The organism is Cupriavidus phytohabitans (assembly GCF_000426345.1).
In the GTDB taxonomy this organism is placed as follows: domain Bacteria; phylum Pseudomonadota; class Gammaproteobacteria; order Burkholderiales; family Burkholderiaceae; genus Cupriavidus.
On record NZ_AUFE01000109.1, the window covers coordinates 1 to 11,248 of the forward strand.

General features: G+C 59.5%; 11 protein-coding genes and 1 pseudogene. 6 read left to right on the top strand and 6 right to left on the bottom strand.

Annotated features, from left to right (window positions below):
* Positions 1–22: 22 nt before the first annotated feature.
* Genes K309_RS40890 through K309_RS0132005 form a run of 5 tightly spaced genes read right to left on the bottom strand, consistent with a single transcriptional unit; the run spans position 23 to position 5,121 of the window.
* Positions 23–625, bottom strand: coding sequence for an NAD(P)-dependent oxidoreductase (locus K309_RS40890; RefSeq protein ID WP_084402654.1), 603 nt, complete (start codon positions 623–625; stop codon positions 23–25).
* Entirely contained in the window at positions 622–1,698 is a 1,077-nt protein-coding gene (locus tag K309_RS0131990; protein ID WP_029050095.1) for a tartrate dehydrogenase, read from the bottom strand. The genes K309_RS40890 and K309_RS0131990 overlap by 4 nt, the downstream gene beginning before the upstream one ends.
* Positions 1,699–1,719: 21 nt before the next feature.
* Positions 1,720–2,601, bottom strand: a complete 882-nt coding sequence (locus tag K309_RS0131995) for an NAD(P)-dependent oxidoreductase (protein WP_035878709.1) — start codon at positions 2,599–2,601, stop codon at positions 1,720–1,722.
* A 27-nt stretch (positions 2,602–2,628) separates the two neighbouring features.
* Positions 2,629–4,089, bottom strand: coding sequence for an NAD-dependent succinate-semialdehyde dehydrogenase (locus K309_RS0132000; RefSeq protein WP_029050097.1), 1,461 nt, complete (start codon positions 4,087–4,089; stop codon positions 2,629–2,631).
* 48 nt (positions 4,090–4,137) lie between these two features.
* The gene (locus K309_RS0132005; protein ID WP_029050098.1) at positions 4,138–5,121 is read right to left on the bottom strand and encodes a 2-hydroxyacid dehydrogenase; all 984 of its coding nucleotides are present in this window, start codon (positions 5,119–5,121) and stop codon (positions 4,138–4,140) included.
* A 184-nt stretch (positions 5,122–5,305) separates the two neighbouring features.
* Between K309_RS0132005 and K309_RS38225 the strand changes: the two genes are divergently transcribed.
* The 5 genes and pseudogenes from K309_RS38225 to K309_RS43850 all read left to right on the top strand — a co-directional run bounded on the left by K309_RS38225 (position 5,306) and on the right by K309_RS43850 (position 8,384).
* The gene (locus K309_RS38225) at positions 5,306–6,154 is read left to right on the top strand and encodes a FadR/GntR family transcriptional regulator (protein WP_232232587.1); all 849 of its coding nucleotides are present in this window, start codon (positions 5,306–5,308) and stop codon (positions 6,152–6,154) included.
* A 407-nt stretch (positions 6,155–6,561) separates the two neighbouring features.
* Positions 6,562–6,813: pseudogene (locus K309_RS44175) on the top strand (mandelate racemase/muconate lactonizing enzyme family protein); the annotation flags it as partial.
* 74 nt (positions 6,814–6,887) lie between these two features.
* On the top strand, positions 6,888–7,364 hold the full coding sequence (locus K309_RS44180) for an enolase C-terminal domain-like protein (protein ID WP_051320733.1): 477 nt from the start codon (positions 6,888–6,890) through the stop codon (positions 7,362–7,364).
* 44 nt (positions 7,365–7,408) lie between these two features.
* Entirely contained in the window at positions 7,409–7,984 is a 576-nt protein-coding gene (locus K309_RS43845) for a Bug family tripartite tricarboxylate transporter substrate binding protein (protein WP_051320734.1), read from the top strand.
* Positions 7,947–8,384, top strand: coding sequence for a tripartite tricarboxylate transporter substrate-binding protein (locus K309_RS43850; protein ID WP_255360136.1), 438 nt, complete (start codon positions 7,947–7,949; stop codon positions 8,382–8,384). The genes K309_RS43845 and K309_RS43850 overlap by 38 nt, the downstream gene beginning before the upstream one ends.
* 409 nt (positions 8,385–8,793) lie before the next feature.
* Here the strand turns inward: K309_RS43850 and K309_RS0132025 are convergent, their stop codons facing one another.
* Entirely contained in the window at positions 8,794–9,678 is an 885-nt protein-coding gene (locus tag K309_RS0132025) for a LysR family transcriptional regulator (protein ID WP_029050099.1), read from the bottom strand.
* Between the two features lie 181 nt (positions 9,679–9,859).
* On the opposite strand from K309_RS0132025, the gene K309_RS0132030 reads away from it, so the two are divergent.
* The gene (locus tag K309_RS0132030) at positions 9,860–11,137 is read left to right on the top strand and encodes an MFS transporter (protein ID WP_029050100.1); all 1,278 of its coding nucleotides are present in this window, start codon (positions 9,860–9,862) and stop codon (positions 11,135–11,137) included.
* Positions 11,138–11,248: the final 111 nt, after the last annotated feature.

Genomic DNA, 11,248 nt, shown 5'->3' on the forward strand with positions numbered 1-11,248 from the left:
GCCGCCTGAGAACCGGCCACGATCAACCTTCGTACACCAGATTTGACTTTATCTCAAGACTGGATGGCGTCAGAGTGTTTGCGAGCACCTTCATGCCAAAACCCTCCCGGGCGATCTGTCCCGTGCGGCGGCCGATGGCACCGTAGCCAATAACGCCAAGCGTTGCTCCGAAGAGTTCGCGTGAATTGCGGCTCGCCGTCGTTCTGTGGTCCCACTTTCCGCTTCGAACAGCTGTATCGAATTCTGAAAGTCGACGCGTCATCGCAAGCATCGCCGAGAAAACGTACTCCGCGACTGCGTTCGAATTCGTGTCGGGTGTATTGGCCACTGGTATCCCCTGTGCCGTTGCCCGCTCCACAGGGATAAAGTCAACGCCCACCCCATGCCGCACCACAGCACGAAGCTTAGTTTCCCGCTCGAAAATATCCTCCGGAAGTTGCCTCCGCACAATTAGGCCGTCGTATTGTGCGATGCGCTCGCGTAGGGCATTGTCGCTGGCAGTCCCCGTGAGCCCTGTTGGCAAGAACTCTGTGTCGACGAACTCTTCCAGTATCCGAAGTGCTTCAGGCAGAATCGGGTCAGTCAAGAGTACGCGCGGACGAGGGGTGCCGCTAGTCGCGTTCATGCAAGCACCACCCTTGCGATTTCCGTGCCCATGTCGCTGGTTTTTGCCGTCCCTCCCAGATCTGGAGTGAGTACCCGGTCAGAGGCCGTCAACACAGTTTCGATGGCATTGAGAATGTCTGCGGCAGCCTCCGGCTGGCCCAGGTGGTCGAGCATCATCGCGGCGGACCAGATCTGCCCGATGGGGTTGGCAATGCCTTGTCCTGCGATGTCGGGAGCTGAGCCATGAACTGGTTCAAACATCGACGGGTACTTGCGCTCTGGATTGATGTTGGCGCTCGGCGCTACCGCGATCGTGCCGGTAACTCCGGGGCCGAGGTCCGACAGAATGTCTCCGAAGAGGTTGGATCCGACGACCACGTCGAACCGCTCGGGAGACATCGCAAAGCGTGCTGCGAGGATATCGATGTGATACTGGTCGGTTCGGATCTCGGGGTACTCGGCTCCGACCGCAGCGAACCGCTCATCCCAGTACGGCATGGAATGAAAGATGCCGTTTGACTTGGTGGCCGAGGTGACGTGGTGGCGTCCGAGCTTGCGAGCCAGTTCAAAGGCGTATCGCATGATCCGATCCGTGCCGCGGCGGGTAAACACTGCCTCCTGCGTCACGAACTCATGTTCGGTGCCCGCGAACATGCGCCCACCGAGTTGGGAATACTCACCCTCGGTGTTTTCGCGCACGATCCAGAAGTCGATGTCGCCTGGCTTCTTGTTGGCGAGCGGGCAGGGGATGCCCGGAAGCAACCGAACGGGCCTCAAGTTGACGTACTGGTCAAACTCTCGGCGAATCGGAATCAGGAGGTTCCAGAGCGAAACATGGTCGGGTACTCCCGGGAATCCAACGGCCCCGAGAAAGATGGCATCGTTGTCGCGCAGGCGGTCGATACCATCTGCGGGCATCATGCTGCCGGTTGATTGGTAACGGGCACAGCTCCAATCATAGTGTGTGAAATCGAGCTGGAAGCCGAACTTCTGGCTGACGGCCTCGAGGACACGAATGCCCTCCGGTACCACCTCGTTTCCAATGCCGTCGCCGGGGATAACGGCGATCCTATACTGCTGGTTCTTTGTCATGTCGGTAGGGCGAAAGAGTTCTTAGTGAGCAACTTCGGTGTCTGCAAGCAGTGCGACGAGCTCCGGAACCGTAGCGCCGGCATTGGCTTCATAGGCTCCCGCGTAGGTATCCTTGATGGCTGCGGCTGTCGCATGGCTCGCCCCCAACTCGCTCGCCATCGTGTCGTAATAGGTCATGTCCTTCAGGGCATTCGAGAGCGTGAACCGGAACGATGAGGCGTCGCCGCGCTCAATGAATGGGCGAAGCCGTTCCAAAATCACGCCGGCACCGCCACCCTTGGCCAGTACGTCCACGAGCACATCGGGGCTTACTTGGGCACGCGCCGCACATGCTGCGGCCTCAGCCAGCACAGCGGAGAAGCCGAGGGATACATAGTTGTGCAGCAGCTTGAGTCGATGCCCCGAGCCGACTGGGCCTGCAAAGGTGATGTTTTCCGCAAAGCTCTTGAGCAGCGGCAGGCACTCCTCGAAAAGCTCTTTCTCCCCGCCAACGATTAGATTCAGGCGCCCCTCGGCCGCTTCCTTGGGAGTGCGAGTCATCGGCGCATCGATAAACTTGCCGCCCGCTTTCACAACGGCCGCGGCGATTCGTTGAGTTGACGATGGAATCGCCGTGGAACAGTCGATGACGATGGTCCCGGGACGCAGTCTGTTCAGGAGACCATCGCTGCGAAACAGCACATCTTCCACTTCGGGAGTTCCTGTGACGCAAAGGATCACCACATCCGCTGTGGCCGCAAGGTCGTGGATAGTCGGTGCTTTTGTGGCGCCTGCCTTCACGAGAGCGTCCAGTGGCTGGTTGCCCGGATGCTCCAGCAGTACGAGCGGGTAGCCGTGCTTTGCGACATTGGTGGCGATCCCATGGCCCATCATGCCAATCCCGATCATGCCTACGGTCTTCATAGTGTTGTCTCCTGTTTTGCTGTCGTTTTAGCGAACGGAAAGGCCGCCGGCACAGATGTATTTCACTTCGATGTAGTCTTCGATGCCGTATTTCGATCCCTCGCGGCCAATACCCGACTCTTTGACACCGCCAAACGGGGCGACTTCCGTTGAGATCAACCCTTCATTGAGCCCAACGATTCCGCATTCGAGCGCTTCGGCGACGCGCCACGAGCGCGCGTAATTCCCGGTGTAGAAGTACGCGGCCAAGCCGAATGGGGTGTCATTTGCCATGGCGACGCCTTCTTCCTCGGTTGCAAAGCGGATTAGCGGTGCTACGGGGCCAAATGTCTCTTCATTCATCAGCTTGGCCTTTGGCGAGACATTGGTCAGAATTGTCGGGTCGAAGAAGCGACCTCCGAGCGCGTGTGGCTTGCCACCGGTGAGCACATTTCCGCCCAGGCTCACAGCGTCCTCGATGTGCTCTCGGACTTTGTCGATGGCGGCATCATCAATGAGCGGTCCTAGGTCGACGCCGGGCGCCAAACCGTCGCCCACGACCTGCGCCTCCACAGCGATCTTGAGTTTCTGGGCGAACGCGTCATACACCCCGTCCTGGACGAAAATGCGATTGGCACACACGCAAGTTTGGCCTGCGTTGCGGAACTTGGACGCCATGACGCCAGCCACGGCGGCGTCAAGGTCGGCATCGTCGAAGATCAGGAATGGAGCATTGCCGCCCAACTCCATCGAAACCTTCTTTACGGTGCCGGCACACTGCTCCAGGAGCGTCTTCCCCACTTCGGTCGATCCGGTGAAGGAGACCTTGCGTACCACAGGGCTCGTAGTCAGCTCGCGGCCGATGACCGATGCCGAGCCGGTGATCACGTTCAGAACGCCGTCAGGGATCCCGGCTTCCTTCGCCAACACGGCCAACGCCAGTGCAGAGTATGGCGTTGCCGACGCTGGCTTGATCACGATGGTGCAACCTGCCGCCAGTGCGGCGCCGGCTTTGCGCGTGATCATCGCATTCGGAAAGTTCCAGGGAGTGATCGCCGCCACCACACCAACTGGCTGCTTAATCACGATGATGCGGCGATCGGAGGTGGGCGCTGGGATGACATCGCCGTAGATGCGACGCGCTTCCTCGGAGAACCATTCGAGAAAGCCGGAGCCATACGCAATCTCGCCGCGCGACTCCTTCAAGGGCTTACCTTGCTCCAATGTCAGAATGGTAGCGAGGTCTTCCTGGTTGGCCATGCATAGGTCAAACCAGCGGCGCAGCAAGCGACTACGCTCGCGTGCACTTGTTGCACGCCAAGCCGGCAGAGCTTGCTCTGCGGCCGCAATGGCAGACTGCACATCAGCGGCGGTCATGCGTGGCACGCTCCCGAGGGCATCACCGCTGGCGGGGTTAAAGACCGGCACCACCTCGCCATCGGATGAGTCTACCCACTGGCCGTTGACATAACATTGCTGGCGGAAAAGGGAGGAATTTTGAATATGCATGGCAGGAAAACTCCGTTTGCTATAGAGCCTTTCTAGAAGTGGGGCGGGTCAGGTAAGCAGATTGGCAGGTCGTTCGCCGCGACGCAGGGCCTCGATGCCTTCAATCAGCAACCAACCCATCGCGTTTCGGGTCTCGTGGGTGGCGCTGCCGATGTGTGGACTGAGGAACGCGTTATCGAGGGTGCGATAGCGAGGATCGATGTTGGGCTCGTTGGCGAACACATCGAGACCGGCGGCAAATACGTGACCATTGCTGAGCGCGTCGATCAAAGCGTCGTCATCGATGATGTCGCCTCGGGAGATATTGGTGACGACCGCGCCGCGGGGGAGTGCCGCGATATGGGTTCGGTCAAGGGCGCCCTTCAATCCAGGGGCACCAGGCGCAGCGACCATCAGCACGTCGCTGTGGCGACACAGGCCATCAAGGCTGGCGTGGTATTCCGCTCCTTGCGCCAACGCAGGGTCCATCGGCGAGCGGTTGTGATAGTGGATGTCCATGCCGAAGGGACGGGCACGTGTGGCAATAGCGCGGCCAATCCGGCCCATGCCAAAGATACCAAGACGCTTGCCAACAAGGCCCTTGCCAAGCAGTTGCGTGGGTGCCCAGCCAGCCCACTGGCCGCTGCGCACGAGGCGATCCGCTTCGAATCCACGTCGGCAAGCGTTCAGGATGAGCAGTAAGGCGATTTCGGCGCACGCGTCGCTCAGCACATCAGGTGTGTGCAGAACTTCGATACCGAGCTCGCGAGCAGTCACGAGATCGATATGGTCATAACCGACCGACAGTGTTGCCACGGTCCGCAACGTCGGTGACAGCGCTCGCAGAAGGTCGCCGTCTACCCGTTCGGTGGCCGTTACCAGCAACACGCTTGCCCCTTTTGCCTGGGCCGCGATGACTGCCGGCGGCAGCAACGCATCGCCTTCATTGACGCTTACCGAAAAGCGCTCCTTGAGAGCGACTTCTATCTCGTTTGGCAGCCTTCTGCATACGTATGCATTTTCAACTAAATTTGAGTGGTCTACGGACCTCATCGCTGTTGTCTCCATGGCCGAATGCGATCTCTTCCAGGAAGTCTTGCTGCCGCTTAAGTTGTATTACAAATTGATATGACCAATGTGTCAAGCAAATTTGTTTGGGATGGTAGAATTGGTCTCAGACAATGCAGGGACGCTAGTAGTCGCGTCTCGGCCCACGAACAGCTTGGGGAGCACGGAATTGCAGATCACAAAAGAGTTACCGGATGCGGTAGCGCAAGCTGCGGACAAAGGCGGCCACGAGCCGACTCTTGCAGATCGCATCACAGAGCTGCTTTCCAACCAGATTCGAAAGGGCATGTACCCGGTCAATGCGCGCTTGCCGACCGAAAAATTCATGACGGAGCAATATGGCGTAAGCCGCACTGTGATACGAGAGGCCATTTCACGGCTGAAGTCCGAAGGGCTGGTGGAGAGCCGCCAGGGAAGCGGAACGGTGGTGTTAGACCCAACGAGCGCGGAAGTCTTCCGACTTGGCCGTGACCTCGTAGATCCAGCCCTGGGCGTAGTTCGGATTCTCGAACTGCGGCGCGGCATCGAGGCAGAAATGGCGGCGCTGGCAGCTGAGCGTCGTACCGCTGAGCAAATGGAAGATATTCGGCATGCTTTGCAGAGGATTGACCGGGCTGTGGAGGCGCACGGGGATGGGGTGGAGGAAGATCTGGCTTTTCACCTTGCGGTATCACGTGCCACAGGCAATCCGCACTACACGGAACTGCTGGGCATGCTGACGCGATCGCTGCGGGACGCCATCAAGCTCACGCGAGGCAACGAGGCCCGGCGTAGCGACCTGACGGCTCAGGTGCGAACGGAGCACGCAGAGATATGTGCTGCGATTGAAGCGCAAGATCCGCAACGTGCGCGTCAAGCGGCGTTCTTTCACATGCGCAATACGGAAGAGCGAATTCTGAAAGCAGAGCGCAGTTTCTGGACAGGCGACAGCAGAACGGCAGCGCAACGACTTGCCGGAGCAGACCTGACAACCGTTCTCCGGCGTGCAGTCGAGGCACAGGCAGACAAGGGGCGGTGATTCGACCGCTCGCTTCAACTTTTTCATCGCGGCAGTCCCATTTGTCTATCACGGGGGGCGGGCGAAGGCTTACGCGGCACGCCGGTGCCGTGCCACTGCGACTTCTTCGGATTCCCCGGCAGCACGCGTGACCTTCGCGTCATAGTTGATGTAATGCACCACAGTTGGTACTTCCATTTGAGCAAGAGTCACCATAAGATGACTACGTAAACATTTATGTACTGCATCGAAACCGTTGCGTCAATGCTTTTTAGTTATTGAAGATGGCGTCCTTGCGCCTCGCCTCCAGCCGAATTTTTGACCGGCCTGAGTTCAAGGATGGCCGAAGTGGGTACGGTGACGCGGACCAAAGACGGTTACGCAGACTCGTGCGGTGAGTGACTTGCAGCCTCTCGCACATTCATCGCATGTCCAAAATTCTCTCGGTCAAAGCCATCCCGCTGTCGTTTCGTCTGCCAGAAGGCAAGACCGTCACACTCGGGATTGGCAGCACCATCAAGCGCGACACGATCATCATTCGCGTGGAGACAGAATCCGGCGTTATCGGATACGGGGAGGCTCACCCGGGTCGCAGTCCGGGCGCCATCACAAGTTTGATTGCGAACACGATTGCACCGTTGGTGGTTGGCATGGACGCGTTTGACACCAATGGTGTCTGGAGTCGGGTTCACAAGATGCAGCTCGCAAGCCACGGTACCGGAGCCGCTGCGTCTCTAGCACTGAGCGGTATCACATGGCCTTGTGGGATGTCCGTGGCAAACTCTGTAATCAACCTCTCTACAAACTTCTCGGCGGCAGCAGCAAGCCCATTCCGGCGTATGCGGGCGGCATTGCCCTCGGCTATCTTGATGAGGGTGCCGTGCAGGTGTTCCAGCCGGACCTTTCGAAGACGGGTGGCATCACCGAAGCCATGCGTATCGCAGCGTTGGTGTCGGCCTGGGGCTACAAGGTTCACCCGCACAGCTCGGCCACCGGTATCAACCACGCGGCTTGTGTCCACTATCTCGCCGCAGTGGACAACCCAGGCTACTTCGAAGCGTGCGTGTCCCACTACAACCCTTTCCGGGACATGTTTGGTCCAGGCTTCCAGACGGACGCAACTGGCTGCGTCGTACCGCTCGAGAAACCAGGTCTTGGTCTTGACGTCGACGAGTCGGTCTTCGAAGAGTTTGCGTTCATCGATGGTCCTGGCTACGTCGTGAAGTTCTGATTTAACGCATTGTTGTTGTATTCATTATTAGAGGAGACACTCTCATGAAACTGTTTCGTTTCGTCGCCGGCGCTGCCACGGTTGTAGCCCCGCTGTTCAGCGCTACCGTCAATGCAAAGGACGCGGCATTTCCTTCCAAGCCTATCTCGCTGATTGTTCCTTGGAACGCTGGTGGCTCTGTCGACCTGACTGCCCGGAAACTGTCCGAGATCCTCGGCAAGTCGGGGGTAACAGTGGTTGTTGAGAACGTGCCAGGCGGCACGAGTACAATTGGATTGACAAAGGTTGCCAATGTGCAACCCGATGGATATACCGTCGGTATCGCAACGTCGTCGCTGATGGGTATCGTCGCCCAAAATGAAACCAAGCTGCGCGTTGACCAATTCAAGGCGTTGAACCAGACGACCGTCGAACAACTCGTCCTCGTCGTGCCGAAAGCCAGCCCGGTCAATAGCATCGAAGACTTCATGGCGATGTTGAAGAAGGAGCCGGGGGCAGTCTCGATTGGCACACCTGGGAACAACAACGTCAACCATACCTTTGCTGCCATGCTGGCCCGAGCAGCGAATGTTGACTATGTCAATGTTCCCTACACGGGCGGCGCAAAAGGTTCTCACTGACCTTGCTGGTAAGCAGATTGACGCCGGCGTATTGAAACCCTCGGAAGTCATGGCTCAGATTCAAGGTGGACTGATCAAGCCTGTCGGGGTGTTCTCGAACGAACGCGTCGCGATTCTCCCTAAGGTCCCCACATTTGCAGAAAAGAAGATAGACGTGTTCCCGTATGGCCTGCTTGAGCAGATGTCGTACCTGGTCGCGCCGAAGGGTATAGCTCCGGAGCGCGCTCAACAACTTCAGGAGATGTTCGCCAAGGCCCTGGCAAGCGATTCTTACAAGTCCTTCGCTAAGGAATTTGGCATGAAGGTGTCTGACGTGCGTGGTGATGAGTTGCAGAAACAAGCGGTCTCAAATCAGCAGACGTTCAATACAGTAGCGCCGAAAATCTTCACGAAGCAGTAACTAAGTTTGGACGAATTGGTGTACGTTGTTGACGGCCGACGTACACCAGTCTTCCGGAGGCTCGCCGAGGGCTAGCCGGTATGCGAAACTATCTTAGGCTTTAGCTTTAGTGGACTTCGTCTCCGGCGATGGAGGGATATCCGCGCGTAGCCGCACAGGAAATCGTGGGCGCTCCTTCAGGAGCTAGCGGCCCAACCTACTATGACACGGTATTGGGTCTGTTCGGGTTGGGCTTTGTCGAGGGGCGCTACCAGTTCTTTGCCTTGGGGCAACTCAATATGCGCCGTACTGAGGCCGCTAACCATCGCTCCGCCTCAGCCCCCCATACATGGACACCCCCAATTTGCCAAGCGCTCAATCGATAATGAACGGGAGGTAGATATGTTGTGCAGTCTTGGCCACGCTGGACTTAGGGGCCAAGATTGCCTGGCGCGCTCGCGCGGGCCATGGCAAGAAAGGCCCGCATTGCGCTCGAAAGGTATGCGTCTCTCCGGTGTATGAACAACGTGTCCACTTGGGAGAGACTGCGCGGCAGGCTGTGAATGGCGATGCGTCTGGCATCGGCGAATTCGGCCAGTACGCCGCGGGGAAGTAGCGTAATGCCCACGCCAGCCGACACACAACTGACTATGGCATCCAGCGAGCCAAATTCGAGAGGCTTAGCAACCACGATTCCCTTTGTAGCGAGAAATGATTCCAGCCGCTGGCGGTACGAGCAGCCAGATTGAAACACTACGATCCGCAGGTCGGGGATGTGGGACAGTTCGTTGAGCGAGCGAATTTCCGGACTCGTGGCAAGAACGAGCTGTTCCGTGAAGACTCGCTCGTGGTGCAAATCGGGATGTGAGATGGGGCCAGCGACAAAGGCGCCATCGAATCGGGACGCCACCACATCTCGCACCAAGCTGGCAGTGCTCCCAGCTGTCACGGAAAGCCTGACGTCCGGACAGGCGCGCGCGAACCCCGTGAGCAGCGGTGACAGCCGCAATGCCGTGGCCGTCTCTAGGGCGCCGAGCGTCAGTGTGCCGCTGGGAACCCCATCGTCCTGAGCCGCCGCGCGCGCTTCGGCCATCAGCTTGCCAATGCGCGCCACAAACGGAAGGATCCGCTGGCCGGCGGGTGTGGGGCGCACGCCGCGCGCATGGCGCTCGAACAGCTGCGTGCCCAGTTCTTCCTCCAGCCCGCGGATGCGTGCCGTGATGTTCGACTGCACGGTGTGCAGTTCGGTGGCAGCCCGGTTCATGCTGCCCAGCCGTGCCACCACTTCGAAAGTCTTCAAATCTGCCAGTTCCATACGAACCGTGCCTCCGTCTGCCATGCAATGCTCATGCGCAACTGTAGCCCGTCGGCCAAGAATGCGCTCACCTATCTGAATCAAAGATAGGTCATATCTCGATATTTCAGTTCTCAGGATCCGCTATTGCACATAGCCTTGAGCCATCTGCAATAGCGATGGGCGCATGACGATGAGAACGATGAACGACCCGGTGTCCGCAGGCGGCGCGACGCTCGGCGCCGCGGACACCGGAACCCCCGTGGCTGCGGGGTATGCCCAGCGCAACATCCGCTATTGGCGCGGGAACCTGCTGGTGTGCGTCGTCGGCTCCTTCACGTCGCTCGTGAGCTTGAGCATGCTGTTGCCGTTCCTGCCTCTCTATGTCGAGCAGCTTGGCGTGACATCGCCGCACGCGATTGTCCAGTGGTCCGCCGTCGCGTTCGGCGCGACGTTCTTCGGCACCGCCGTCACCGCGCCGCTCTGGGGACGCCTTGCCGACCGTTATGGCCGCAAGCCCATGCTGATTCGCGCCGCCATCGGCATGGCGGTGGTGATGTCGCTGATCGGCTTGGCGCAGAACGTGACCCAGCTGGTGACGCTGAGGCTTCTTGCGGGCTTCATTGGCGGCTACGCGTCGGCGTCCATCGTGCTGATCGGCACGCAGGCACCGCGCGAGAAAGCCGGTTGGGCGCTGGGTCTGCTGTCCACCGGCGCACTCGCCGGAAATCTCGTTGGCCCGCTGGTGGGCGGCTTCCTGCCCGATCTGGTGGGTATCCGGGGCACCTTCTTCGTTGGCGGGGCGCTGATCGCGGCGGCCGCGGTCGCCACCGTCACGCTGATTCGCGAGGATTTCCAGCGCGACATCGACACGAAGGCGCCGGCACGCGCGAGCGCCGACGGTGCTGGCGAGGCGCCCTGGCCGGTCATCGTCGCGCTGCTGTTCACCGCGATGATGGTGCTGGTGGCCAACATGTCCATCGAACCGATCATCACGGTCTACATCGGCCAACTTGGGGTGCCGACCGCCAGCCAGGCTCGCATGGCCGGGCTGGTGATGGCGGCCTCGGCTTTCGGCAGCATGCTGACCGCGCCGCGCCTGGGCGCGCTGGCGGACCGGATCGGCAGCTGGAAGGTCATTGTCGGATGCCTGGTCGCGACCGCGCTGGTGATGGTGCCGCAGGCCTTTGTCTCGGAATGGTGGCAACTGGCGGTGCTGCGCGGACTGATGGGCATGACCATCGCGGGGCTGCTGCCGTCCATCGCAAAGCTGGTGCGGCAGTCGGTGCCGGAAAACCGTTCCGGCAAGACGCTCGGCTACCTGCAATCGGCACAGTTCTCTGGTCAGGTCGTCGGTCCGCTGCTTGGCAGCCAGGTGGCCACCTATATCGGCCTGCGGCCCGTCTTTGTCATTACCGCCGTTTTCCTGCTGGCCTGTGCGCTCGTGAATCATCGCGTACGACGCGCACGGGTCAGTTAATCCAATCCATCCAAGTTAAGCCGCCAATAAAATCGCAATTCCCCCCGCGAACCCTTGACAGATGACGAGGTTCGAGGGGCCGCCGCCCTGCTTGCGCTGGCTGTTTAGCGC

What these genes read in the sequence shown, in the direction of transcription:
- K309_RS40890 (WP_084402654.1), bottom strand. Translation starts at nt 625, where the DNA reads ATGAACGCGACTAGCGGCACCCCTCGTCCGCGCGTACTCTTGACTGAC.
- K309_RS0131990 (WP_029050095.1), bottom strand. Translation starts at nt 1,698, where the DNA reads ATGACAAAGAACCAGCAGTATAGGATCGCCGTTATCCCCGGCGACGGC.
- K309_RS0131995 (WP_035878709.1), bottom strand. Translation starts at nt 2,601, where the DNA reads ATGAAGACCGTAGGCATGATCGGGATTGGCATGATGGGCCATGGGATC.
- K309_RS0132000 (WP_029050097.1), bottom strand. Translation starts at nt 4,089, where the DNA reads ATGCATATTCAAAATTCCTCCCTTTTCCGCCAGCAATGTTATGTCAAC.
- K309_RS0132005 (WP_029050098.1), bottom strand. Translation starts at nt 5,121, where the DNA reads ATGAGGTCCGTAGACCACTCAAATTTAGTTGAAAATGCATACGTATGC.
- K309_RS44180 (WP_051320733.1), top strand. Translation starts at nt 6,888, where the DNA reads ATGGCCTTGTGGGATGTCCGTGGCAAACTCTGTAATCAACCTCTCTAC.
- K309_RS43845 (WP_051320734.1), top strand. Translation starts at nt 7,409, where the DNA reads ATGAAACTGTTTCGTTTCGTCGCCGGCGCTGCCACGGTTGTAGCCCCG.
- K309_RS43850 (WP_255360136.1), top strand. Translation starts at nt 7,947, where the DNA reads ATGTTCCCTACACGGGCGGCGCAAAAGGTTCTCACTGACCTTGCTGGT.
- K309_RS0132025 (WP_029050099.1), bottom strand. Translation starts at nt 9,678, where the DNA reads ATGGAACTGGCAGATTTGAAGACTTTCGAAGTGGTGGCACGGCTGGGC.
- K309_RS0132030 (WP_029050100.1), top strand. Translation starts at nt 9,860, where the DNA reads ATGAACGACCCGGTGTCCGCAGGCGGCGCGACGCTCGGCGCCGCGGAC.